The 3,254-nt window shown below is 66.1% G+C and carries 2 protein-coding genes; both read left to right on the top strand.

Going from position 1 to position 3,254, the window contains the following annotated elements; all coding sequences use genetic code 11:
• Positions 1-86 precede the first annotated feature (86 nt).
• Positions 87-1,439: an APC family permease gene (locus ACT6Y9_RS09775; protein WP_443744385.1), complete on the top strand. Its 1,353-nt coding sequence runs from the start codon at positions 87-89 to the stop codon at positions 1,437-1,439.
• 92 nt (positions 1,440-1,531) lie between these two features.
• Positions 1,532-3,103, top strand: a complete 1,572-nt coding sequence (locus ACT6Y9_RS09770; RefSeq protein ID WP_443744384.1) for an amidohydrolase — start codon at positions 1,532-1,534, stop codon at positions 3,101-3,103.
• The last annotated feature ends 151 nt before the right edge of the window (positions 3,104-3,254 follow it).

Here is a 3,254-nt window from a genome sequence, read left to right as displayed (position 1 = left end):
TTCCGGCACCTCAATGATAGATTCGGTAGGATTAGTTTCGACTAGTTAAGCCCCAGTCCGCGTCCAATCCCGCCCCGCAGAGCGGCATGAAGCGCGAAGTCGGCCTCTTCGGCGGCATATCGGTCCTCGCCGGCATCATGATCGGCTCCGGAATCTTCTACATCGGCGGCATCGTGCTGCAGCGCGCCGGCGACAACCTCGGCCTCGCGCTCCTCGTCTGGGTGATCGGCGGCCTGATCACGCTCCTCTCGGGCATCTGCTTCGCCGAGTTGGGCGCCATGATGCCCAAGGCCGGCGGCTACTACGTCTACCTGCGTGAAGCCTACGGCGAGCGCGTCGCCTTCATGTGCGGCATCACGAACTTCTCCCTCTCCTCCTCGGGGTCGATCTCCGCGCTCGCGCTCGCCTTCGCCGCGGCCATCTCGAGCATGTATCCCCTCGGGGAGACGACGCAGAAGGGGCTCGCCCTCTTCACGATCCTCGTGCTCTCGCTCATCAACATGCGCGGCATCAAGTTGGGCAGCCTGGTGCAGAACATCTTCATGGTTCTGAAGCTCCTCCCGATCGCCCTCATCATCATCTGCGGCTTCATGATGGGCGACCAGCACCCCGACCTCTTCCACTTCCCCGCCGAAACGCCCTCCGTCTCCGCGATCCTCTCGATGATGGTCTTCGCGGTGCTCGCCACGCTCTGGGCCTATGAGGGGTGGTCGAACCTCAACACCGTCGCCGAAGAGATGAAGAACCCGAAGCGCAACATCCCGCTTGCGCTCATCGGCTCGATCGTCGGCGTCGCCGTTCTCTACGCGCTCTTCAACTACGCCCTCTACCGGGTGCTCCCGTACGACCAGATCCTCGAGATGGTGAGGAGCGGGAACTTCTACCTCGGCACGGCCGCCGCGGAGGCGCTCTTCGGCGCCGCCGGCATGGCGATCGTCGGCACGGCGATGATGCTCGCAATCTTCAATTCCCTCAACGGCTGCATCATGGTCTTCCCGCGCATGTACTTCGCGATGGCCCGCGACGGCGCGCTCTTCCCGAGCCTCGCGAAGCTCCACCCGACCTACCGCACCCCGGTGAACGTGCAGCTCGCCTCGATGGTGATGGCGATGATCCTCGTGTGCTCGCGCTCGCTCTCCGAGCTCACGAGCCTCGTGGCCGTCTGCGGCCTCATCTTCCACGGCATGACCTTCCTCTCGGTGATCGTGCTGCGCCGCAAGTACCCGACCTTGGAGCGCCCGTACAAGGTTTGGCTCTATCCGTTCTCGATCATCCTCGTGCTCGTCTTCATGCTCGCGCTCATCATCAACACGGTCTATCAGGACCCGGTGACCGCGGCGCTCGGCCTCATCGTCCCGCTCCTCGGGCTCGGCATCTACGAAGTGCTCTTCCGCCGCCGCCACGACGCGCTCGCGGCCTCCCGGAAGGAAGGCGAATAGCCTGCACGCGCACCCGCAACTTCTTCCATTTGGCGGCGCACGCCCCGCAATGGGCCCCTCCGCACCGCCTCCGCTTCACAGGACATCAAATCATGACCGCCACTCTCATCCGCAATGCGAACGTCTACGTTGAACGCGGCCGCTTCGAGGAGGCGCTCCTCGTGGTGGACGGCCGGATCGCCGCCGTCGGCGCCGAGACGGAAGTCCGCGCCGCCGCCCCGGCCGACGCGACCGAATACGACGCCAAGGGCCGCACCGTCGTCCCGGGCTTCATCGACTCGCACCAGCATCTCCTCAACACCGGCATCGCGCTCATGGACATCCGCCTGCAGCACGCAACGAGCGTCGCCGAGGTGAAGCGCATCGCCCGCGAGTACATCGAGCGCAGGCAGCCCGCTCCCGGGTCTGTGCTTCACGGCATGGGATGGAACCAGGACTACTTCACCGACGAAGCGCGCCTTCTGACGCGCGAGGACCTCGACGACATTTCGACCGAGTATCCCCTCGTCTTCGAGCGCGCCGGCGTGGACGAGTCGGCGGTCGCTCCCGAGGGCGGCTCGATCGGCCGCGACGCCTCGGGGCGCCTCAACGGCATCTTCTCCGAGAACGCCCGCGCGCCGCTCCTCTCGCTCTTCCGCAGCCGCTCGGTCGAGGAGTACATCGAGCTCATCCGCACGGCGATGAAGCACGCCGCGGAGACGGGCGTCACGTCGGTGCACACCTGCGACCTGCGCATGGGCACCTGGCGCGACGTGCTCGAAGCCTACCGCCGCGTGATGGCCGACCATCCGCTCGTGCGCGTCTGGCACCAGTCGAGCTTCCAGACGGCCGACGCCTACCGCGAGTTCCTCGAGGCGGGCAACATCACCGGCAAGGGCGACGACCTGCACCGCTTCGGGCCCCTGAAGCTCTTCGCGGACGGCTCCCTCGGCGCCCGCACGGCCTTCATGCGCAAACCCTACCGCGACGACCCGACGACGAAGGGCATCGCCACGCTCACACCCGAAGAGGTTGCGCCCCAGGTGGGGCTCGCCGTCTCGCACAACTGCTCCGTCGTCACGCACGCGATCGGCGACGGCGCGATCGAGCGCATCCTCGACGCCTACGACGCGGTCTGCCGGAACGGTGAAAATCCGCTCCGCCTCGGCATCGTGCACGTGCAGATCACGGACCGTCCGCTGGTCGAGCGCTTCACGAAGAACGGCATCCTCGCCCTCGTGCAGCCGATCTTTCTGCACTACGACACGAAGATCGTCGAGGAGCGCGTCGGCCCCGAGCTCGCCGCGACGAGCTACGCCTTCGGCACGATGAAGTGCCTCGGCATCCACATGTCCTTCGGCACGGACTCCCCGATCGAGGACATGAACCCGATCGACAACCTCTACTGCGCCGTCAACCGCCGCCGCCTCACGGGCGAACCCGAAGGGGGCTTCCACCCCGAGGAGTGCCTCGACGTCTACGACGCCGTCGACGCCTACACGCGTGAAGGCGCCTTTGCGAGCTTCGACGAGAACGTGAAGGGGCGCCTGCTCCCGGGCTATCTCGCCGACCTTGTGGTGCTTTCGGAGAACATCTTCACGATCGACCCGCTCAAGATCCGCGACGTCAAGGTCGACGCCACGATGATGGGCGGCGACTTCGTCTTCGAGCGCCCGAACGCCTGACGGGCGCCCACTCCAAAACAACACGCCCCCGGGAGTGAACCCGGGACCCGCAGACTGTTTCCTTCGGCTTTCCGCTCTCTCGAAGCCGCCCGGCCGCAGCATCCTTCACCGGACTGCGGCCGCTTTTTGTTCGGGCCCTCCGCGGGTGAAG

This window comes from Sutterella sp. (assembly GCF_052272535.1).
GTDB lineage: Bacteria > Pseudomonadota > Gammaproteobacteria > Burkholderiales > Burkholderiaceae_F > Sutterella.
The sequence above is the reverse complement of the archived record's forward strand: the minus strand, read 5'-3'. Positions and strand labels throughout refer to the sequence as shown.

Bases quoted from the DNA above. Each gene is read 5' to 3' on its own strand.
- ACT6Y9_RS09775 (WP_443744385.1), top strand. From the start codon at position 87: ATGAAGCGCGAAGTCGGCCTCTTCGGCGGCATATCGGTCCTCGCCGGC.
- ACT6Y9_RS09770 (WP_443744384.1), top strand. From the start codon at position 1,532: ATGACCGCCACTCTCATCCGCAATGCGAACGTCTACGTTGAACGCGGC.